Below are 21,113 nucleotides of genomic sequence, written 5' to 3'. Positions count from 1 at the left end.
CTCCTCCGGCCGCTGCCTGTCAGCGCGCCGCGTACGGCGTTGCGGGCGCGGGCGTCCCGCCCGCCTGGACGTCCAACGCGGTGTTGCGGTCGGCGACCGTGGCGGCGCGGAACAGCGCCATGTCGCTCCCGAGCGAGATGAGCCGGCAACCGAGCCGCGCCCAGCGGGCGGCGTCCGCCCCACCCGCCGAGTGGATGCCCAGGACGACGTCGTGGGCCGTCGCGGCGGCCCGGATCGTGGCGAGCGGACCCTCGATCTGGTCGGTCGAGAACCCGTCCATCGGGGCGAGACCCAGGCTCACCGAGAGGTCGCCCGGCCCCACGTACACCCCGGTGAGACCGGGCACCGCGCAGATCTCCTCCACGTTCGCCAGCCCGTCGGTCGTCTCGATCATCACGAAGAGGCTGACGCGGCTCTCGATGGCGTCGGTCGTGGTGCCCATGTCGGCCCGCCCGGGGCCGAAGCTGCGCTGGCCCTCGGGGGGGAAGCGGATGGCGGCGACCGCCGCGGCGGCCTCCTGCGCCGTGTCGACCATCGGCACGATGACGCCTTCGGCGCCCGCGTCGACGACGCGGCCGATGAGCGCCGGATCGTTCTTCGACACGCGGACGAACATCGCGAACGGGCAGGCCGGCAGGCGGCGCAGCACCTGCGCGGCGTCGCGCTCGTCGAAGGTCGAGTGCTGGCAGTCGATGCCGACGTAGTCGTACCCCGCCGCGCCGTAGGCCTCGATCAGCATCTCCGAGCCGGTCGTGATCCAGCCTCCGATCGCCGGGCGGTCCGCATCCCATGCGGCGGTCAGTGCTCGATGTGGTGCCATGTGGGTCCCTCAGTGATCGTTGCGTTGGCCAGGCAGGATGAGGCGCTCTCCGGCCTCCAGGGGGTGACCCGCGGGGTGCAGCCACGAGCGGCCGAGCGAGCGGACGTCGGCGACGCCCATGAGCGTGAGCGCTCGCGAGATCTCCTCGCGGAGGATCTCGAGGACGTGCGCGACACCGTTCTGTCCTCCGACCGCGAGCCCGTAGAGGTATGGCCGCCCGATGCACACCGCCGTCGCGCCGAGGCAGAGCGCCTTCACGACGTCGGCGCCCCGGCGGATGCCCCCGTCCACCAGGATCTCGGCCCGGCCGCCGATCCGGTCCACCACCGCCGGCAGGACGTCCAGCGTGGCGAGCGCGCCGTCCAGCTGACGGCCCCCGTGGTTCGAGACCACCACGCCGTCCGCGCCCAGCTCGACCGCCCGCTGGGCGTCGTCCGGATGCATGACGCCCTTGAGGTACATCGGCCCCTGCCATTGCTCGCGCGTCCACGCGAAGTCGTCCCAATCGACCTCGGGCCGCATGAACCGCATCTGCCGCTCCACGGACCGCACGGCGGCCGCGCCGCTCGATTCGCCGTCGAACATCTTCAGCGTGAAGCGCTGGTGGCGGACGAACCCGCGCGCCCATCGGGGGTGCCGGAGACCGTCGAGGACGCGGCGCGGCGTGAGCACCGGCGGCATCCCCATCCCGAGCCGCCGCTCGGCCTCCCGGTTGCCCAGGACCGGGACGTCCGCGGTCACGACGAGGGCGCGGTACCCGCTCCGCTGCGCCCGGGCGATGAACGATCGCGTCAGGGCTCGTGCGTCGGCTGCGGGGTCCGCCCAGGGATAGAGCTGAAAGAAGTGGTCCGCGTGCGTGCCGTCGGCGATCTCCTCCACGGAGTACGTGGCGGCCGAGCTCACGATCGCCCGCGTGCCCGCGCGTTCGGCGGCGCGCGCCGCCCCCAGCTCTCCGCTCCAGTGGGCTATGCCGGCGAGGCCAGTCGGGGCCAGCAGCACCGGCAGCGAGAGCGTGCGACCGGCGACCTCGACCTCGAGGTCCTGGGCGTCGTGGCCGGTCAGCACGTGGGTGTCCAGCGCCCAGCGGCCGAACGCGGCGCGGTTCGCGTCGGCGGTCACGTGATCCTCGGCGGCGCCCTCGACGAACGCCCACACCATCGCCGGCAGTCGCCGGCGAGCGGCCCGCCGGTAGTCGTCCACCGAGCACAGGTCGGAGGCCGACGACAGCCGGTAGCGGAAGCCCGGCAGGGGGTTCAGGCGGGGCCGCATGCCTACTTGACGGCGATCGGGCTGACGACCGATCCGACCCCGGTCGGCACCCGCAGCGGCGGTGCGCAGAACAGGAACTCCGCGACGCCGTCCGCCTCGACGTCGGCGGCGAGCTCCTCGAGGTTGAAGATCTCGCCGAGCGTCACGCCCATGTCGCGGATGAGGACGCAGTGCAGCGGCAGCATTACGTCGGGGTCGCCGTTCGGCATCACCTCGATGCCCCAGTTGTCCGAGACGACGGCGGCCAGCTCGCGCTCGTGGATCCACTCGGCGCACGCCGCCGTCAGACCCGGCTCCGTCGCTGTCCACTCCGCCCACCCCTCGGTCTGTCCCTTGCGCAGCCAACCGGTCCGGACCGCGAGGATGTCGCCGCGGCCGAGCCTGGTGCCGTGCCGCCGCTCGGCGGCCTCGAGCTCGTCGGGTTCGATCGCATCGCCGCCGTCGAGCCACTCGATCCCTCGAAGCCGTGCGATGTCGAGCAGGACGCCGCGGCCGACGACGCCGGGGAGAAGCTTGTCGATCGCGTTGCGCGAGGCGCCGCCCAGCGCCGTGATGCTCGACGTCGGGACGTCGTTGTAGAGCCGGTCGTCGTATCCGATGTGCGCGAGGCTGTCCCACTGCGTGGCCGCCTGCAGGGGCGTGATCAGCCAGTCGTCCGCGGTCTGCATGGGCGTGTCGATGTCGGCGGGCAGGATCGACATGAGATGCACGGGGTTGATCCGGTTGTACGCCCCGGGCTGTGGACCGTCGCTCTGTAGGGGGATGCTGAGCTCGAAGACCTTGCCCTGCCTGACCAGCGCGGCGGCGGCGACGACGTGCGCCGGCTCGACGAAGTTCAGCGTCCCGCGCTCGTCGTCCTCCCCCCATCGCCCCCAGTTCGACAGACGCACGCCGGTTTGCCGGAAACCCTCCACCCTCAGCGCACCGCGTCGTACGCGGCGGCGCGCACGTGCTCGGGCGGCACCGAGTAGCCGTGGGCCTGACGCGTGTGCTCGTCCGCGATCTCGAGCAGCTCGGTGAGCGTCTCCCCCTCGACGATGCCCCCGCACACAGGGCAGACGACTTCCTTCGGGCTGTTCTCGTCGAGCGCGGCCTCGCTTGGTTCGTTCGTCACAGTGACTCTCCGATTTGCGCTGACTCGCACACCATTTGTCACATTTGCCTCAGTCATTTTTCGCGGTGACGGAGCGAGAGCGTCGGCCCAGCCACATATAGTCGCCGCGCACGGCCTTGTCAATCGAGCCCGGACGGTGGCTGAGGGTCGTCCACGAAGCGTCCTCCGCCGACATCCTCGAGCGCCGCCGACCGCGAGATCCTGTGCGCGTGAGCCGCGGAACAGCCGATCGGCCGTCGCCAGAGCACCACCCCTCCGAGCCTCGATGCTCGGAAGAGATCATCATGATTTACAGGCCTTTCGTCAAGATCACGGGATGCGGCAGGATCGCCGCCGCACGCCTGCGCCGGCCATCCCGCGGACCGCTCGCCGGTCCGTCAGCCCACGTCGGCGAGCACGGCCCCGCGTTGCCCGCGCCTGCGTTGATCGCCGCTGCTTATCGGCATGAGTCGTGATCGGACTTTGCGCTCGATCGACGGAGATAGTGGAATGGATCCTGTCGGCCACGGCGGTGACGGAGTGGCGCGGTTTTCGGAGAACACGCCAACCGGGAGAGGGGGCGTGCGTACATGAGCGATATGGAAGGCCTCAGGGCGTCGGGAGTCAGTAAGTCCTTCCACGGCAACCGGGTGCTTCACAACCTCGACCTCGAGATCTCGGCAGGTCAGGTGCGCGCGCTCCTCGGGCACAACGGGTCCGGCAAGTCGACGTTCATCAAGATCCTCGCGGGCTACTACGAGCCCGACGACGGGAGCGGACCGATCACCGTCGGCGGGAAGACCCTCGTGCCGGGTGACCCCGACAGCACGTTCGACGCCGGTGTCACGTTCGTGCACCAGACGCTCGGCCTGGTCGGCCAGCTCTCGGTCCTCGAGAACATGCGCCTGGGCATGCCGTGGCGCACGACGCGCCTCGGGGCGATCGTCTGGTCCAAGGAGCGTGCGGCCGTGCGCGAGGCGCTCGCCGCCTTCGACCTGCACGTCCATCCGGACGCCGAGGTCGGCCAGCTCTCGACCGTCGAGCAGACCGAGATCGCGATCGTGCGGGCGGTCAGCGTCCGCGACGACATCCGGGTGCTGGTCCTGGACGAGCCGACCGCCGCGCTGACCGAGCACGAGGTGCAGAAGCTGTTCGCGCTCATCGCGCGCGTCCAGGCCCGGGGAGTGGCCATCCTCTACGTCACGCACCGGCTCGACGAGATCGCGCAGATCGCCGACGCGGTCACCGTCCTCAGCGACGGCGAGACCGTCGGCCAGGGGCCCGTGGCCGAGTTCCCGGAGCGCCGCCTGGTCGAACTGATCGCCGGTGCCTCGGTCTCCGTCCAGCAGCCCCGGGCGGCGGCGGACGCGGTTGCCGGCTCCTCCGCCGTACCCGACCAGGACGAAGCGCCGCGCATGACCGTGGCCGGGCTCAAGGCCGGAGAGCTGGTCGACGCGCGGTTCGACGGGCACGGCGGCGAGATCCTCGGCGCCGTCGGCCTGCTGGGCTCGGGGATCATCGACCTCTCCCGCGCCCTCACCGGCCGCCTCAGGCCCGAGACGGGGGACGTGACCATCAACGGCAAGCGCGCGAGGCTCGGCGACATGGCCGCGATGGTGCACCAGGGCTACGGCGCCGTCGTCGGCGCCCGCTCAGATCGCGTGCTCATGGACATGACGGTCCGGGAGAACATCACACTGGCGACCGTCCGGAACTACTTCAGAGGTGGGTTCCTGAGAAGCCGGGCGGAGAAGGCGGCCGCGGCCTCGGCGATCTCGCACTACGACGTGCGCTGCGCAGGCCCGGAGGTCGAGACCGGCACCCTGAGCGGCGGCAACCAGCAGAAGGTCGCGATCGGGAAGGTGCTGCAGGCCGGGCCCTCCGTGATCGTGCTCGAGGAGCCGTTCAACGGCGTCGACGCACGCGGCCGAGCGGAGATCGCCGACATGCTCCGCGCCGCTGCGGCCGGCGGCGCGCTCGTGCTGTTGATCGACTCCGACCTCGACGAGGTCGCCGGGATCTGCTCCCGCGTCCTGGTGCTGCGCGATGGTCGGGTGATGGAGGAGTTTCGCGGCAGCGGGATCGTCCGCAGCCGCCTCCTGGACGCGTGTTATGGGTGAGTCGAATGAGTGAGGCGACGTTGCCAGAGACGGACGCCCCGCCGGCGCAGGAGCGCCAGGCGGTGACGAGCCGAGCCGGTCAGGCCACCGTCCTCCAGCGCTATGCGGGGGTACTGGTGCTGCTCGCGATGATTGCGATCTTCACCGTGATCTCGCCGGACCGGTTCATGACGTACAACAACTGGATCGGGATCTTCGCCAGCAGCGCGATCCTCGGGATCCTGGCCGTCGGCCTGCTGGCTCCGTTGGCCGCGGGCGTGTTCGACATCTCGATCGGCGGAGCGATGACGGTCGCCGTCGTCGGCGTCACCTACCTGTTCCAGATCACGGGGGGCGACTTCCCCGTGCCGCTGGCGATCCTGGTGGTCCTCCTGGGCGCCGTCGCCCTTGGGCTGTTCAACTCATGGCTCGTCGTGAACAAGTCGGTGGACCCGTTCATCGCGACGATCGGCACGGGTTCGCTGATGATCGGCCTGTCCCAGCTGCTGGCGAACGGCACGACGATCGCCGACGACATCCCGACCGCGTTCACCGACTTCGGCCGCTGGCAGCTGGGGCGCATCCCGGTCGGCGTCTTCATCCTCGTCGGCCTGTGCCTGTTCGCGTGGTACATCCTGCAGTGCACGCCGTTCGGCCGGCATCTGTACGCGACGGGCGCGGCGCGCGAGGCGGCGCGCCTGACCGGAATCCGCACGACCCGCGTGCTGCGGATCGCGTTCATCTGCTCAGCGCTCGGCGCGGCGATCGCGGGCATCGTCTTCGCCGCCCGGCTGGGCTCCGGCCCGCCGAGCATCGGCGACGGCTACCTCATCGGCGCCTACTCCGCGGCGTTCCTCGGATCGACGATCATCCGCCCCGGGCGCTTCAACGTCGAGGGACTGATCGTCGCCCTGCTCATCATCGGCGTCGGCGTCAACGGGCTGCAGATCGCCGGCTTGCCGTTCTGGGTCGTCCAGACGTTCCAGGGCACGGCGCTGCTCGTGGCGGTGCTGCTCGGTCGCCGCAAGGGCCGCAGGTGAGCGGTCACGTGCCGGCCACCGAGCTTGAGCCGTTCCCAGAGCTTTCCACGACGGTGCACGGGGCGCTCGAGATCGCCGTGGCGAGACGTCCGGACGAGTCGTGCGTGCGGTTCCTCGCCGGACGAGACCTGACGTCGTCCGAGCTGCATGCTGAATCGATGCGGTTCGGCGCGGCGCTCCAACGCGCCGGCGTCGAGCCCGGTGACCGCGTCATCGTCATGCTCGACAACCGCGAGGAGTTCCTCTTCACGTTCTTCGGCTGCTCGGCCGCGGCGGCGACGATGGTCCCGCTCAACACGGGATTGCGCGGCACTTCGCTGCGTTACCAGATCGAGGACGCGGAGGCGCGGCTGGCCATCGTCGGCGCGGAGTTCGCCGCGCTGCTGCGCGGCGAGAGCGCGGACACCGACCTGCGGCTCGTCGTGGTCGGAGACGCCCCGGCCGTCGAGGGCGAGGGCTACGACGACTTCGTCGGCGCACCGCGGACCGCCGACGGGTTCACGCCCGTCGCGCAGAAGCGGCGCGACCGCTCGATGATCCTCTATACGTCGGGGACCACCGGCCCGCCCAAGGGAATCGTGTACAGCCACGGCTCCACGCTCGCGTTCGCCGACGCCGGCGCGCGCGGGTACGCGTACGTGCCGGGCGACGTCGCGTTCACGTGCCTGCCGCTGTTCCATGTGAACGCCCTGCTGAACGTGACCCTCGGCGCGATCCTGCACGACACGCCGGTGGTGGTCTCGCCGCGGTTCAGCGTGTCCTCGTTCTGGGACGAGGTCGTCGCGGCCGGTGGGACGACGACCCCGATGCTCGGATCGATGGCGACGCTGCTGCTGCAGCGCGAGCCGTGCGACGCCGAGCGCCGGAACCCGCTGCGGACCGCCTGCGTCGTGCCGGCTTCCATCGAGTACCACCACGAGCTCGAGGATCGCTTCGGCCTTCACGTCATCACGTTCTACGGCCTCACCGACGCGGGGACGCTCACGACGACCGCTGAGACCCAGGTCGGCTCGGCCGGGCAGGCGTTCCCGGAATGGGAGCTGATCCTCGCCGACGACGATGACCGTCCCGTCCCGCCCGGCGTGATCGGCGAGATGCTCGTGCGGCCGAAGGTGCCGCACATCACGCCCCTCGGGTACTGGCGCAAGTCGGATGCGACCGTCGAGGCGTGGCAGAACCAGTGGATCCACACCGGCGACTTCATGCGCGCCGACGAGAACGGCCACTTCTACTTCGTCGACCGCAAGAAGGACGCGATTCGCAGTCGCGGCGAGAACGTGTCGTCGTTTGAGGTCGAGCAGGTGGCGCTCAGCCACCCCGCGGTCGCCGACGCCGCGGTCTACGCTGTGCCGTCCGACCTGAGCGAGGACGACGTCATGCTGGCCGTCGTCCCGAGTGCCAGGCACGAGCTCGACTGGGACGACCTGCGGGCGCATTGCGCCGAGCGGCTGCCGTTCTTCGCGGTGCCGCGGTACTTCAGGCGGACGGACACGCTCCCCCGCACGGCGAACGGCAAAGTCCAGAAGACGGGCCTGCGCCGGGAGGGGGTCACCGGCGACACGGCCGACCTCGGCCGTGCCCGTCGCGCGCCGGCGAAGGGGGCGGCATGACCACATCGGCGCAGGCGGCCGCAGGACGCGGACGCCTCGCCGGCCGCGTGGCCCTGGTGACCGGTGCGGCCGGGCGCGACATCGGCAAGCACACTGCGATCCAGCTCGCGGCCGAGGGAGCCCGCGTCGTCCTCACCGATCGCAGCGCGTTCCGCCTCGAGCGGATGCGCGAGGCGATGACCGAGCGATACGGCCCCCAGCCGCCTGCGTTCGAGCTGGACCTGCGCGACCGCGACAGGGTCGGGGAGATCGTCCGGGCGATCGAAGCAGAGGTCGGAGCGATCGACATCCTCGTCAACAACGCGGCCATCACGGCGTTCGGCGATGTGGTGGACACCCCCATGGAGACCTGGGACGAGCTCGTTCAGGTCGACTTCACCGCCCCGTGGATGCTCGTGAAGGCCGTCGCCCCCGGCATGAAGGCGCGCGGTCACGGTTCGATCGTGAACATCACCTCAGTGGCGGCGTACGTCGGCGGCTGGAACGAAGGGCTCTACGGGGCCCTGAAGGCGGCGCTGCAGTCACTCACGCGCGACGTCGCGTTCGAGCTCGGGAAAAGCGGGATCCGGTGCAACTGCGTCGCGCCGGGGATCGTGGACTCGAAGTTCATTCGCGACAACTGGCATCTGTACGAGGACAAGGAGGCGGACGCTGCGATGGGCCGCTTCCCGACGAGCGAGGAGGTCGCGAACACCGTGGCGTTCCTGGCGTCAGACGAGGCGAGCGGGATCACCGGCACGGTCATCAACGTCTCCGCGGGCTGGTACATGACCCCGTGATGGCGAGAGCGAGGGTTGAGGTGAAGGATGGCTGAGAACGGCAACGGCGGTGGCGCGGTCTGGTTGCTCACCGGGTGCTCGACGGGCATCGGACGGGCGCTCGCGGAGACGCTGCGCGACGAGGGACAACGGGTCATGGCGACGGCTCGTACGGTGGACGACGTCCGGGCGGTCGCCGACGGCGCCGACGGCAGGATCGCCGTCCACGCGCTCGAGCTCACGGACGAGGCGTCGATCGGCGCGGCGGCCGCGGCGACGCTCGACGCCTTCGGTCGCATCGACTACCTCGTCGGCTGTGGGAGCACCGGCCTCGTCGGGAGCGTGGAGGAGTGCAGCGTTGACGAGATGCAGCACCTCTTCGACGTCAACGTCCTCGGCACCCACCGCCTCATCCACGCGGTCCTCCCGACGATGCGCGCGCAGCGGAGCGGCCACATCGCGATCCTCACGTCCAAGGGCGCGTTCCAGGGCCAGCCGGGCGTCGCCGGCTACTGCGCCAGCAAGGCGGCGGTCAACGCGCTGCTGGAAGGACTCGCGATCGAGGTGGCCGAGTTCGGGATCGGTGTGACGATCGTCGCCCCCGGCCTGGTGAGGACCAACTTCCATGCGAAGGCGTCGCGGTCCTCGGAGAAGCGCATGCCCGAGTACGACGCCTCGGCGGGCGTGACGCGTGAGTACATCAACAGCCCCTACCCCCCTGAGGCGGCCGACGCGCATTCGGCGGCGCGCGGGATCCTCCGCGGCCTCACCGCCCCGGAGCCGCCCCTGAACCTCGCGCTCGGGGCCGATGCGATCGACATGATCCGGACCAAGATGGCTGCGGTGGAGGCGGACCTCGCGCGATTCGAGCAGGTCTCGGTCGAGGTCAGGCCCGTGGCGGGGTAGCCGTCCTATGCCGGAAGCACATGTGGGGGTCGTGACGGGCGCAGCGAGCGGCATCGGCAAAGCCTCCGCTCTGCGACTGGCCGCGGACGGGCTGATCGTCGGTCTTCTCGACCGCGACGGCACCGGCGTGGACGCCACCATCCGCGAGATCGCCACAAGCGGCGGGCATGGCCTTCCGCTCGTCGCCGACCTGAGCGACAGCGACGCGGTGACCGAGGCGATCCGGACAGCGGCCGGCGCCGGTGCGCTGCGCGTCGTCGTCAACGCCGCCGGGGTCTTCTCCAGCGGCTCCATCGCGGATCTGGATGAGCGGGAGTGGCAGCGTGTGATGGACATCAACCTCACGGCCGCGTACCGCGTGTGCCGTGCGGCGATACCGCTCATGGCCCACGGACGCCACGGCGCGGTGATCAACATCTCGTCCATGAGCGGCCGGACGAAGTCGGTCAAGGGGTCGGTCGCGTACGTGGCGTCCAACGGGGGACTGATCGCGTTCACGCAAACGCTGGCGGCGCAGTGCGGGCCCGATGGCATCCGCGTCAACTGCATCGCTCCGGGCCCCGTCAGGACGCCCATGACCGAGGCGCACGATCTGCTCGACGCGAAGACCATCAGCGCGATTCCGCTCGAGCGGTACGCGGAGCCCTCCGAGATCGCCGAGGTGGTCGCGTTCTTGGCCTCGGACGCTTCCAGCTATGTCACCGGCGAGACCATCAACGTCAACGGCGGGATGTTCACGATCTGACCCCGAGCCCTCCTCGGTGAACACGGTGATCCGGGGAGTGCTGACACCAATGATCACGCTCGTCTATCAACGCGAGGTGTATCACGACTTTGCGTCCGCGCGTGAGAGTGAGTAAGAACATGGGAGTGAGTAAGACACAGCTGTTGACTCGCGTTACAGGTGGGCAGGCACTCGCTCGCATGTTCGAGGCTCATCGGGTAGGTCCCATTTTTGGAATGGGTGGGTTTCAGCTGCTGCCGTTCTACGAGGGCGTGCGCGAACTGGGCCTCGTTCACCACCTCATCGAGGACGAGCGCTCAGGAGCGTTCGCCGCAGACGCCTACGCCCGTATGACCGGACGGCCCGGTACCTGCGACGCGACACTCGGCCCGGGGGCGACCAATCTCGTGACGGGCCTGGTCGAGTCGCTGAACGGGGGCATCCCGCTGGTGGCAGTCGTCGGCGATGCACACCGGTCGTACGCGACGCGGAACATGACCCAGGAGACTCAGCAGATCGACATCCTCCGGCCGGCGGTCAAGGAGATCGTCCGCGTAGAGGACGGCACCCGGATCCCCGAGCTGGTCCGGCGGGCGTTCGCCGTCGCGACGGCGGGGCGTCCCGGGCCGGTCGTCATCGTGCTGCCGGAGGACGTCTCCCATGGCGAGTTCGAGTTCGACGAAGACGACTTTCGCGCCGACGAGACGTCGTGCGCGATCCCCGCGCGGCGCACGCGACCGGATGCGGACGCGGTCATGCGCGCGGCAGATCTGCTCGCGGCGGCAGAGCGGCCGCTCATCCTCGCGGGCGGAGGCGTCCACCTGTCCCGTGCGTACGACCCGCTGCTCCGGTTGTGCGAGCGCCACGGGATCCCCGTCGCGCATACGCTGAGCGGCAAGGGGGCGGTGCCGTGCGTCCACCCGCTCTCGGTGGGCGTGTTCGGTCGGTACAGCCGGATCGCCAACGACCTGATCCTCGAGTCCGACTGCCTGCTGGTCGTGGGATGCAAGCTGGGCGAGATCGCGACGAAGCGCTACACGCTGCCCCTGCCCTCGACGCCCATCATCCATCTGGACGTGTCCGCGGAGGAGATCGGGCGCTGGACCCGTGTCGACGCCGGCCTCTGGGGCGACGCGGGATGCGGCCTCGCTGACCTCGAGGCGGCGCTCGGCGCACACCCGGCGACGTCGCGTGACGCTTATGGCGTGGAGGTCGGAGCCCGCAAGGCGCTCTGGGCGAGCGAGACCCGCGAGCTGTCCGCCAGCGACGAGCGGCCGATCGTCATGCCGCGCCTGATCGCCGAGCTGCGCGCGGCGATTCCCGACGACGGGGTCCTGGTCGCCGACGGCGGCTTTGCGAGCCACTGGGCCGGTCTCCTCTACGACGCGACCCGCAGCGGGCGGACGTTCGTCGCAGATCGCGGCTTCGCGTCGATCGGCTACGGCCTGCCCGGGAGCATCGGCGCCCAGCTCGCACACCCCGGCGGTCCGGTCGTGGGCCTGACCGGCGACGGCGGGCTCACGATGACCGCCGGCGGCTTGGAGGTCGCCCGTCGCATCGACGCCCCGATCACCCTCGTCGTGGTCAACAACGCCGCGTCCGGCTACGTGAAGGCGCTGCAGCACGCGGTGTACGGGGCCGGGGCCTACCAGTCCAGCGACCTCGTCGAGCTGGACTTCGGCGCGGTCGCTCGCGCGTTCGGCTGCCACGGCGCGCGCGTCGACGATCCGGCCGATCTGTCGGCCGCACTGGCTGAGGCGATCGCCCACCCTGGGCCGTCGGTCGTCGACGTCGCGGTCACCCGAGACCCCGCCGAGATGCTTCCCGGGCTCGACAGCCGCGCCGCCCAGCCGATCAAGGCGGGAGACCGCCCGGCGTGAAACCGGATGACGGGCGGGCCGAGCTTCTGCGGCGGATGCTGCTGATGCGTCGCTTCGACGAGGCCGCGCTCAGCCTCGTCCAGTCGGGACGCATCCGCGGCACCGTTCACCCGTACATCGGGCAAGAGGGCTGCGCCGCCGGCGTCGGCGCGGTGTTCGAGCCGGGCGACCTGATGGTCAGCAACCACCGCGGACACGGCCACTGCATCGCCGCCGGCGTCGAGGTGGACCGCATGATGGCCGAGCTCTTCGGCCGCGCTGGCGGATCGTGTCACGGCATGGGCGGGTCAATGCACATCGCCGACTTCGAGCGCGGGATGCTGGGGGCGAACGGCATCGTCGGCGCCGGTGTGCCGCACGCGGTCGGCGCCGCGCTCAGCCTGGCGCTCGACGGGCACGACCGGGTCGTCATCGCCTTCTTCGGCGACGGCGCCACGGGCCAGGGAGTGGTGTTCGAGTCGATGAACCTCGCAGCGCTGTGGTCGCTCCCGGTGCTGTTCGTCTGCGAGACCAACGGGATCGCCAGCGCATCGGCGCTGACCGAGGTGCTCGCGGTCGAGACCGTGGCCGAGATCGCCGCGGCGCACGGCATCGCGTCCGAGCGCGTCGAAGGTGCCGACGTCGTGGAGGTGCGCGCGAGCGCGCAGCGCGCGGCCGACGCCATCCGGTCGGGCGGCGCGCCGCGGCTGATCGAGTGTGTAGTCGACCGCTGGGGGCCGCACGCGTCGCGTCTCGCCGCGATGCCGGACCATCGCTCGGCCGAGGACCTGGCCGCCGCGCGGCGACGGGATCCGATCGCCCGCCTCCGCGAGGCGCTGATCGCGGACGGCACGCTCGCATCCCCCGCGTGCGACGAGCTCGACCGCGAGGCCCGCGAGGCGGTCGAGGGCGCGATCGCCTTTGCCGAGATGAGCCCCTACCCCGAGCTCGCCAAGACCTCCGGGCGCGGGCCATGGTGAGCGAGCCGACCGCGAAGACGATGTCGTACGCGGCAGCGCTCGAGACCGTCGTCGCTGAGGAGATGCGACAGGACCCGTCCGTCTGCATGCTCGGGACGATGGTCCCGCCCGCGCTGGCGGCGGAGTTCGGGCCGCGAGCACGGGTGACGCCGATCTCCGAGCCGGCGGTCACCGGCCTCGCGGTGGGCCTCGCGCAGACCGGCAAGCGACCCGTCGTCTACTGGCGCAACATCACGTTCGCCTTCAATGCGTTCGACCAGGTCATCAACCACGCGGCGAAGCTCCGGTCGATGTCGGGCGATCAGGTGCGGGTCCCGGCAGTGTTCCGGGCGCCCTGCGGTGGCGGACACGGCCTCGCCGCCCAGCACTCCCAGAGCCCCTACTCGATCTACGCCCACATCGCCGGGCTGAAGGTGGTCGTGCCGTCGAGCCCGGCCGACGCCGCGGGCCTGCTGCGTGCCGCCATCCGCCACGACGACCCCGTCGTCTGCTTCGAGCCGGTGCGCCTGGCCGACGCGGCCGGCCCGGTCCCGCAGGGCCATCTGGTCCCGCTCGGTGAGGCCGAGGTCAAGCGCGAAGGGTCGGACGTCACCCTGGTCGCGGTCGGGTCGATGGTGCCGTTGGCCCTCGAGGCCGCGGAGGAGCTGAGCGGCGACGTCTCCATCGAGGTCGTCGACCCGCGCACGGTCTCCCCGCTCGACGTGACGACGATCCGGGCCTCCGTGCGGCGAACGGGCCGGATCGTGGTCGCGGATGAGGCGCCCGCCATGTGCTCGGTCGCGGCGGAGGTCGTTGCCCTCGTCACCGAGGACTCCGAGACCTTCTCGGCCCTGCGCGCGGCGCCCGCGCGCGTCTGCGCCCTGCACCTGCCGGTGCCCTTCTCCGAGCCGCTCGAGGAGGAGGTCCTTCCCGGGCGGGACGAGGTCGTCGGCGCCATCCGGGCGCTTGTGCGATGAGCACGATCGAACTGGGCCGCTGGGCCGTCGTCGCCGAGGTGGACGACTGCCCGATCGTCGTCGGCGACTCGATCACGTGGCCCGGGCGACTGGCGGGCGGCGTCGCGGTCTGCGGATCCCACGGAGGTGCGACGGCGGTTGCGTACGGGATCCAGCTGGGAGCAAAGGGGCTCGTCCTCAACGACGCCGGTGTCGGCAAGGAGCAGGCAGGCATCTCCGGCCTCGCCTACGCCGAGCGCTGGAGCGTGGCCGCCGCGACGGTCAGCCATCTCACGGCACGCATCGGCGACGGGCAGGACACGTATGCATCCGGGATGGTCTCGCACGTCAACGAGGACGCGCGCGCCGCAGGGGTCGTGCCCGGTATGACGGCGCTCGCCGCCGCGGATCTTCTGGCGGCGACGGCGATGCGGGTGGCCGCACGGCCGCCCGCGGTCCCCGAGCAGCCGAAGGCCACCGTCGTGGTCCCGGGTCGCCCACCGGTCGTGGCCGTCGACTCGAACGCCGATGCGGACTGGAGCGCCGTGAGCGCGATCCTCGTCACGGGTTCGCACGGAGGCGTCGTCGGCGCCCGCGCGGTGACCCGCCCGGTGGCGGCCGCCTTCTTCAACGACGCGGGCGTCGGGAAGGAGCAGGCGGGGATCGGCCGGCTGCCGATGCTCGACGCGGCGGGCATTCCCGGGGGGACGGTGTCGCACGACAGCGCGCGCATCGGTGAGGGGTTCGACACGTTCGCCTCCGGCGTGATCTCCTTCCTCAATGAGACCGCCGCGGCGGCAGGCCTGATGGTGGGCACCACGCTGCGCGACGCGGTCAGGCTTCTGCAGGATCCGCGCCCATGACGCCGGTCGCCATCGTCACCGGCGGTTCCCGCGGCATCGGCCGCGCCATCGCCCAGCGACTGGCCGCCGACGGGATGGCGGTCGTGGCCGCCGACGTCGAGGCGCCGTGCCGGACCGACGGCGTTGCCGGCGTCGAGCACGTGACGCTGGACGTGCGCGACCGGGACGCGGTCGAGCGCACCTGCGAAAGCGTGCAGGCGCGCCTGGGCTCGCTCGACGTTCTCGTCAACAACGCGGCGGTCCAGCGCCTGGGCACGATCGAGACGCTCGAGTGGGCCGACTGGTCGCACGTGGTGGACGTGAACCTGCATGGCGTCTTCAACTGCCTGCAGGCCGCAGGCCGCCGGATGATCCGTGCGCGGGCGGGGGCGATCGTCAACGTGACGTCCGTGCTCGCCGAGGTGGGCGCACCCGGACGCGCGGCCTACACGGCCGCCAAGGCCGCCGTCGCCGGCCTGACCAGGGTGGCCGCAGTCGAGTGGGCGCCGGAGGGCGTCCGCGTCAACGCCGTCGCCCCCGGCTATGTGGAGACGCCGCTGCTCCGCGGAGCAGTCGACGCCCGGGCGGTGGATCTCGAAGCGACGCTCGAGCGCATCCCCCAGGGCCGGCTCGCGGAGCCGGGCGAGGTCGCCGCTGCGGTCAGCTTCCTCGTCTCGGCGCAAGCCGGCTCGGTGACCGGCCAGACGCTGTCCGTCGACGGTGGCTTCAGCGCGCGCCTAGCGTCGAATCGAAGGCACTGACCGAGAGGAACACAAGACCACGATGACCCCCGACACCCAAGAGTTCGTCGTCGCGATCGACACCGGCGGCACGTTCACCGACTGCGTCGCGGTCGGCACGAACGGCACGCTGATCCAGGCCAAGGTGTCCTCGACGCCTCCAGACTTCTCGGTCGGGATCCTGGCCGGATTCGGCGCCCTGGCGGAGGCCGCCGGACAGCCGCTCGAGCCGTTCCTGGCCAACACCAAGCTCTTCCTGCACGGGTCGACCGTCGTCACGAACCTCCTGGTCACCGGCCGGGGGTCGAAGATCGGCCTCCTCACCACGCGCGGGCACCGCGACGTGCTGCACATCATGGGGGGAGCGTGGGGCAAGGTCGAGGGCGTCTCGGACGCGGAGATCCGCCACATCGGGCAGATCGACAAGCCGGCGCCGATCCTGCCCAAGGACCGGATCGTCGAGATCACCGAGCGCATCGACCAGGCGGGCGACGTCGTCGTCGAGCTCAACGAGGCCGAGGTCCGCGACGGCGTCCGCAAGCTGCTCGACGACGGCGTCGAGGCGATCGCCGTGTGCCTGCTGTGGTCGTTCAAGAACGACGCCCACGAGCGACGGGTTCGGGAGATCGTCGAGGAGATGGCGCCGGATCTCTACGTGAGCGCGTCCGCTGACGTCATTCCGAAGATCGGCGAGTACCCCCGGTTCTCGACGGCCGCGGTCAACACCACCTGCGGACCCGAGTTCTCGAACTACCTCGCGGCGTTGAGGGACAAGCTCGAGCGCGGCGGCCTGAAGCGGTCGATGCTGATCATGCAGTCCACCGGCGGGGTCGTCGAGCCGGCGGAGGCGATGGCCAAGCCGTACCAGGCGGTGGCCTCCGGGCCGGTCGGAGGGCTGGTCGGCGCGATCGAGGTCGCCAACCTCAATGGGTACACCAACGTCATCTGCAGCGACATGGGCGGCACGAGCTTCGACGTCGGGCTGATCGTCGACGGCAAGGCCATCCGCAAGCACGTCTCGATGGCGGGCCCGCACGTGGTCTACTCGCCCTCGATCGACGTCATCTCGGTGGGCTCCGGGGGCGGATCCATCGCGTGGGTCGACCGCTCGGGGGCGCTCCGTGTCGGACCCGAGAGCGCCGGTGCGTCGCCGGGCCCGGCCTGCTACGACCGCGGCGGCACGCGGCCGACCGTGACGGACGCCGACCTGCTGCTCGGCTACCTCGACGAGGACGGCATCCTCGGCGGCGCCCTCGCCCTCCGGCGAGACCTCGCCGAGGAAGCAGTTCGCAAGCACGTCGCGGAGCCGCTGGGCCTGACCGTCGAGCAGGCCGCGGCGGGGATCGTCCGCGTCGTCGACGCACAGATGGCCGACTGCATGCGCCAGAAGACCGTCGAGTCGGGCTACGACCCGCGGCGCTTCGTCGTCTTCGCGTACGGCGGCGCCGGCCCCGTCCACTGCGCCCAGTACGCGCGCGACCTCGGCGTCCAGCGCGTGATCATCCCGCTCGGCAACGTCGCGTCGGTGTTCTCCGCGTTCGGCATCGGGTCGAGCTCGGTCCGTCATCTCGAGGAGGCGACCGCGCCCCTGGCCGCGCCGTTCGACGACGCCGCGCTCGAAGAGCGCTTCGCCCCGCTCGTCGCGTCGGTTCGCAGCAAGCTCGAGGCGAGCGGCTTCGAACCAGAGCACATGCACATCGAGCGCTTCGCCGACACCAAGTTCACCGGGCAGTTCTACGAGTTGGAGCTCGGGTTCGGCGAAGGGGACCTGCCGACGAGCGACGCCCTCGTCAGCCTCTTCCACGAGCGCTACGACCAGGTCTACGGCGAGGGCGCCGGACTGCGCTCGGCCGGCGTCGAGATCGTCAACGTGCGGGTCGTCGGAGAGGGCCGACCGGACGGGCTGGTGCTGCCCGACGTCATGGCCGACACCACGGCGGCGGAGCGCGCGCCGACCATGCGCCGCATGTACTGGCCGACGATCGACACCTGGGCCGAGGCGCCGGTGCGCGCGGCGGCGGACCTGCGCCCCGGCTCCCGGCTGGAAGGTCCGGCCGTCGTCGAAGGGGCCCACACGAGCATCGTCGTGCACCCCGGCGACCAGCTCGAGGTCCTCGAGCAGGGCACCGTCTCACTGACCATCGCAAACAGGTAGGAAGAGCAATGACCGTTGTTGCCAGGCCAGGACTTCCGGACGTCACCGCGGACGGCGCCGAGCTCGGTGTCGACCTCTACGCGGTCGACGACCTGGACGCTGCGATGGACGCTGTCGATCCGGTCACTTACGAGGTCCTGCGCAACCGGGTGTCGCAGATCAACGAGGAGCAGGGCACGACGATGATGCACGTGTCCGGCTCCCCGATCGCGGCGTTCGCCGGCGACTTCAACATGGTCATCGCCGACGAGATCGGCAGCGTGGTCACGGTCGGCCCCTACGTCCAGTGGCACGGCGTGATCCTCGACGCGATGATCAAGCGCGTCCTCACCTCGCGCGGCGTGTCGCCCGGCGTCCGCCCCGGGGACATCTACATCTGCAACGACCCCTACGAGGGCGCCGGGCACATGAACGACCTCGCCGTCATGGCGCCGCTTTTCGTGGACGGCAAGCTGTTCGCGTGGACGGCGTCCATGCTGCACCACGCCGACGTGGGCGGCATCAACGGCGGCAGCTTCTGCGTCGACGCAACCGAGCCGGCGCACGAGCCGACGCCGTTCCCGTACGTGCGGATCGTCGAAGAGGGCCGCATGCGCGAGGACCTCGAGCAGCTCTGGAGGCGACAGTCGCGGATGCCCGACTCGACGTCGCTCGACCTGCGCGCACAGATCGCCGGCAACAACGTCGCGCACAGCCGCCTGCGCGAGCTGATTGATCGATACGGCGCCGACCTGGTGCACACCGTGATGAAGCGGACGATGCGCGATGCCGAGCGCCTGTTCCGCGAGCGGATCCGCGAGATCCCGGACGGGACGTTCCGCCACGTCCAGATCGTCGACAAGGACCGCGCCGGCGACACGCACCTGTACAAGGTCCAGCTGAACCTCATCAAGGAGGGCGACACCCTCACGTTCAACACCGAGGGCACGGATCCGCAGAGCGGGATTCTCAGCTGCACCTTCGGCGCCTTCCGCGCCGCGATGATGACGCCGCTGCTGCCGTACCTCTGCTTCGACATCCCCTGGGCGACCGGTGGCATCCTGCGCGCAGTCAGGTTCGAGACCGAGCCGGGGACGCTGGTCGACTGCGAGTACCCGGCGCTGGTCAGCTGCGCGACCTCGTCGGGCGTGTTCTTCGCGATGGACGTGGCTCAGCAGTGCGTCAACCGCATGCTCCTCACGCACCCGACGCTCCGCAGGGAGGTCGTCGGCCACCACTACGCCAACTGGGCCTTCACGATGATGTCCGGGACCAACCAGCACAACGACCCGATGGTCGCCCTGCTGATGGACCCGATGGCGAGCGGCATCGGCGCGCGCAGCTACAAGGACGGAGTCGACAGCGGAGGGAGCGTCTGCTGCCCGAGAGCGAAGACTCCGATGGTGGAGGTCAATGAGTCGCTGTACCCCATGCTGTACCTCTACCGTCGCGAGGCAGTCGATGGTGGAGGCGCCGGCCGGTACCGCGGTGGCACGGGGGTCGAGTTCGCGTACGCGCTACACAACTCGCCGGACGACATGGGGCACCTGATGTTCACCCACGGCGTGACGCTCCCGGCGCCCAACGGCATCGGCGGAGGCCATCCGGGCGGGGCGATCGAGTACGTCATGAACCGCCACGCGTCTCACCGGGAGCTCTTCGCCCGGGGCGAGATGCCGACCGACATCATGGACGTCGCCGGCGCCATCGAGTACCCGGAGTTCAAGGGCAACGACCGCCAGGGCCGCGACGACCTCTACGCGACCGTCGTCACCGGGTCGGGCGGCTTCGGCGATCCGCTCGAGCGGGAGGCCGCCCGCGTCGCGCTGGACGTCGCGAACGGGCACGTGTCGCGGGCCGTCGCCGAATCCGTGTACGGCGTGACCCTCACCGACTCCGGTGCGGTCGACGAAGTAGCGACGACGGAGCGGCGAGACGCCGTCCGTGCCGAGCGACTCGCGTGCGATCTGGGTCCGGTCGCATCCGTGCCGGTCGTGAGCTCGGACCCCACCCGCGCGCCCTACTCCGAGGCGCTCGAGATCGTTGCGGCGCAGAGCGGCGCCGTGATCGCGTGCGAGCGGTGCCACCACGTGCTGTGCAGCGCGACCGAGAACTACAAGACCTACACACGGCAGCGCGCGACGCCGGTGTCCGACCTGCCCCGCGGGACCGACCCGGCCCGCTACGGGATGACCGACACGGCCGAACTGCGGCAGTACTTCTGCCCGTCGTGCGCCGTCCAGTTCGAGGCCGAGATCGCGATGACAGGGGATCCGTCGCTGCACGCCGTCGAGCTCGACGTGGCCGCGCTCCAGCTTGCCTCCTAGTCGGAGATCGTGCTCGTCGTGTGGGTGATGAACTGCGCCAGCGGCGGCACGGCTGCTGACTCGGTCGGCCACACGAGCGCCACCGTACGCACCAGCGGAACGGGCCCCAGGTCCGCGTAACGAACGCGGTCCGCCTGGGATATGGCGAATCGTCGCGGCACCACCGTCACGCCGAGACCCCGTGCGACGAGCTCGATCCCCGTTGCCAGGTCGGCGCTCTCCACGACCACTCGCGGGACGAAGCCTGCCCGGCCGGCGGCCTCTTCGAGCGCCGTGCGGATGCTCGCGCCGTCGCGGAACGTGATGAACGGGACGTGCTCCAAGGACTTGAGCTGGACGGTGTCGGCGTCTCCGAGGGGATCGTCGACGGAGCTGACGAGCACGATACGCTCGGTTCGCAGGGCGTGGGAGGCGAGCCCCTCCGGCAGCCCGTCGTCACCGCGGTGGCAGATGATGCAGTCGGCCTCGCCGGCGGCGAGCATCGCGAACAGCTCGCCGGTGTTGCCGACCCGCACACGCAGGTCGATCGTCTGATGCAGCCGCTGGAAGGATGCGATCAGATCGGGCAGCTCGAGATACGCCAGGTACTGCATCGCCCCGACGGTGAGCGTCGCGTCCGGCGGAGCGCTCAGGCGCTCGAGCTCCTGACGCATGAGCGACACGTCGGCGAGGATGCGGCGCGTGTGCACGAGCAGCGCCATCCCCGCGTCGGTGAGCGCGATCGGACGGCTCGATCGGTCGAACACCGTCACGCCGAGCTGCTGCTCGAGCGCCCGGATCTGCTGGGACAGCGCCGGCTGCGCAACGTGAAGGTCGCGCGCGGCCTGGCGAAAGCTGAGACGCGCCGCGACCGCAGAGAAGTACCGCAGGTGCCGGAGCTCGGTGATCACCGCATCTTATCGGAGGCCCCTCGAAGAGCGGACCGGCGATCGCGAAAGATGCATCTGAATATTGGGCTGGCAGCGAATGGTCCGCGC

General features: G+C 70.7%; 18 protein-coding genes. 13 read left to right on the top strand and 5 right to left on the bottom strand.

Annotation, left to right across the window (positions count from 1 at the left end):
- Nucleotides 1-19: 19 nt before the first annotated feature.
- Genes DSM104329_RS00180 through DSM104329_RS00165 form a run of 4 tightly spaced genes read right to left on the bottom strand, consistent with a single transcriptional unit; the run spans nucleotide 20 to nucleotide 3,203 of the window.
- A complete protein-coding gene (locus DSM104329_RS00180) occupies nucleotides 20-820 on the bottom strand; it encodes an HpcH/HpaI aldolase family protein (protein WP_259313368.1) in 801 nt (266 codons plus the stop codon).
- A 9-nt stretch (nucleotides 821-829) separates the two neighbouring features.
- The gene (locus DSM104329_RS00175) at nucleotides 830-2,089 is read right to left on the bottom strand and encodes an alpha-hydroxy acid oxidase (RefSeq protein WP_259313367.1); all 1,260 of its coding nucleotides are present in this window, start codon (nucleotides 2,087-2,089) and stop codon (nucleotides 830-832) included.
- Between the two features lie 2 nt (nucleotides 2,090-2,091).
- Nucleotides 2,092-3,003, bottom strand: a complete 912-nt coding sequence (locus tag DSM104329_RS00170; RefSeq protein ID WP_259313366.1) for a cyclase family protein — start codon at nucleotides 3,001-3,003, stop codon at nucleotides 2,092-2,094.
- Nucleotides 3,004-3,005: 2 nt separating this feature from the next.
- The gene (locus tag DSM104329_RS00165) at nucleotides 3,006-3,203 is read right to left on the bottom strand and encodes a DUF1059 domain-containing protein (protein ID WP_259313365.1); all 198 of its coding nucleotides are present in this window, start codon (nucleotides 3,201-3,203) and stop codon (nucleotides 3,006-3,008) included.
- Nucleotides 3,204-3,781: 578 nt separating this feature from the next.
- Between DSM104329_RS00165 and DSM104329_RS00160 the strand changes: the two genes are divergently transcribed.
- From DSM104329_RS00160 to DSM104329_RS00100, 13 genes are all read left to right on the top strand, one after another.
- Nucleotides 3,782-5,302 carry a sugar ABC transporter ATP-binding protein gene (locus DSM104329_RS00160; protein WP_259313364.1) on the top strand — a complete coding sequence of 507 codons (1,521 nt, stop codon included), beginning with the start codon at nucleotides 3,782-3,784 and terminating at the stop codon, nucleotides 5,300-5,302.
- A gap of 20 nt (nucleotides 5,303-5,322) precedes the next feature.
- Entirely contained in the window at nucleotides 5,323-6,321 is a 999-nt protein-coding gene (locus DSM104329_RS00155; RefSeq protein WP_259313363.1) for an ABC transporter permease, read from the top strand.
- Nucleotides 6,322-6,329: 8 nt separating this feature from the next.
- On the top strand, nucleotides 6,330-7,931 hold the full coding sequence (locus DSM104329_RS00150; RefSeq protein WP_259313362.1) for an AMP-binding protein: 1,602 nt from the start codon (nucleotides 6,330-6,332) through the stop codon (nucleotides 7,929-7,931).
- Entirely contained in the window at nucleotides 7,928-8,710 is a 783-nt protein-coding gene (locus DSM104329_RS00145) for an SDR family NAD(P)-dependent oxidoreductase (RefSeq protein WP_259313361.1), read from the top strand. The genes DSM104329_RS00150 and DSM104329_RS00145 overlap by 4 nt, the downstream gene beginning before the upstream one ends.
- Before the next feature lie 27 nt (nucleotides 8,711-8,737).
- Entirely contained in the window at nucleotides 8,738-9,595 is an 858-nt protein-coding gene (locus DSM104329_RS00140; RefSeq protein WP_259313360.1) for an SDR family NAD(P)-dependent oxidoreductase, read from the top strand.
- Nucleotides 9,596-9,626: 31 nt separating this feature from the next.
- On the top strand, nucleotides 9,627-10,340 hold the full coding sequence (locus DSM104329_RS00135) for an SDR family NAD(P)-dependent oxidoreductase (protein ID WP_259313359.1): 714 nt from the start codon (nucleotides 9,627-9,629) through the stop codon (nucleotides 10,338-10,340).
- Between the two features lie 119 nt (nucleotides 10,341-10,459).
- On the top strand, nucleotides 10,460-12,199 hold the full coding sequence (locus DSM104329_RS00130) for a thiamine pyrophosphate-binding protein (protein ID WP_259313358.1): 1,740 nt from the start codon (nucleotides 10,460-10,462) through the stop codon (nucleotides 12,197-12,199).
- 35 nt (nucleotides 12,200-12,234) lie between these two features.
- Nucleotides 12,235-13,158, top strand: a complete 924-nt coding sequence (locus DSM104329_RS00125; protein ID WP_259313357.1) for a thiamine pyrophosphate-dependent dehydrogenase E1 component subunit alpha — start codon at nucleotides 12,235-12,237, stop codon at nucleotides 13,156-13,158.
- Nucleotides 13,152-14,114, top strand: coding sequence for an alpha-ketoacid dehydrogenase subunit beta (locus tag DSM104329_RS00120; RefSeq protein WP_259313356.1), 963 nt, complete (start codon nucleotides 13,152-13,154; stop codon nucleotides 14,112-14,114). Before DSM104329_RS00125 ends, DSM104329_RS00120 begins: the two co-directional genes overlap by 7 nt.
- On the top strand, nucleotides 14,111-14,956 hold the full coding sequence (locus tag DSM104329_RS00115) for a hypothetical protein (protein WP_259313355.1): 846 nt from the start codon (nucleotides 14,111-14,113) through the stop codon (nucleotides 14,954-14,956). Before DSM104329_RS00120 ends, DSM104329_RS00115 begins: the two co-directional genes overlap by 4 nt.
- Entirely contained in the window at nucleotides 14,953-15,696 is a 744-nt protein-coding gene (locus tag DSM104329_RS00110) for an SDR family NAD(P)-dependent oxidoreductase (protein ID WP_259313354.1), read from the top strand. The genes DSM104329_RS00115 and DSM104329_RS00110 overlap by 4 nt, the downstream gene beginning before the upstream one ends.
- A gap of 22 nt (nucleotides 15,697-15,718) precedes the next feature.
- Nucleotides 15,719-17,830, top strand: a complete 2,112-nt coding sequence (locus tag DSM104329_RS00105) for a hydantoinase/oxoprolinase family protein (protein ID WP_259313353.1) — start codon at nucleotides 15,719-15,721, stop codon at nucleotides 17,828-17,830.
- Between the two features lie 8 nt (nucleotides 17,831-17,838).
- Nucleotides 17,839-20,136, top strand: a complete 2,298-nt coding sequence (locus DSM104329_RS00100) for a hydantoinase B/oxoprolinase family protein (RefSeq protein ID WP_259313352.1) — start codon at nucleotides 17,839-17,841, stop codon at nucleotides 20,134-20,136.
- Here DSM104329_RS00100 and DSM104329_RS00095 read toward each other — a convergent pair.
- The gene (locus DSM104329_RS00095; protein ID WP_259313351.1) at nucleotides 20,133-21,026 is read right to left on the bottom strand and encodes a LysR family transcriptional regulator; all 894 of its coding nucleotides are present in this window, start codon (nucleotides 21,024-21,026) and stop codon (nucleotides 20,133-20,135) included. The two genes, DSM104329_RS00100 and DSM104329_RS00095, sit on opposite strands and share 4 nt — an antisense overlap.
- Nucleotides 21,027-21,113 lie beyond the last annotated feature (87 nt).

It is taken from the genome of Capillimicrobium parvum (assembly GCF_021172045.1).
GTDB lineage: Bacteria > Actinomycetota > Thermoleophilia > Solirubrobacterales > Solirubrobacteraceae > Capillimicrobium > Capillimicrobium parvum.
The sequence above is the reverse complement of the archived record's forward strand: the minus strand, read 5'-3'. Positions and strand labels throughout refer to the sequence as shown.